Raw genomic sequence first — 431 nt, 5'->3', positions numbered from 1 at the left:
CATGATCTTCAACGTTGCCTTCATCATCGTTCTGGTTTCGCTGGTGGTGCAGGGCTGGACGGTCGGACCCTTGGCCCGAAGGCTTGGCCTCATAGTGCCCGCACGCAGCGGCCCGCTTGTTAAGGTCGAGCTCGAACTGCCGGGCTCGGCCCACCATGAATTGCTCGCCTACCGCGTCGTACCGGGCAGCCCGGTCGCGCGCGGCTAACGTATCCCGCGGTGGGCAAGGCCATCGCTGGTCGTTCGCGATGGCCGCTCCATGCGCTTCCAGGACATGGGCCGCCTGCAGGCCGGCGACAACGTCTATATCTTCGTGCCCGATCGCTATCCGCGCTTGCTCGACAAGCTGTTCGCCAGCCGCGCCGTGGTCGACCCCGAGGATGCCGATTTCTTCGGTGCCTTCGCCGTCGACCCGAACCGCCCCGCCGAAG

Annotated in this window: 1 pseudogene; it reads left to right on the top strand. The window is 65.9% G+C overall.

Annotated features, from left to right (window positions below):
- Window positions 1–431 (top strand): annotated as a pseudogene (locus RAD16_RS41500) (potassium/proton antiporter); the annotation flags it as partial.

It is taken from the genome of Bradyrhizobium sp. 18BD (assembly GCF_054185225.1).
This window is presented reverse-complemented; position numbering and strand designations above follow the sequence as displayed.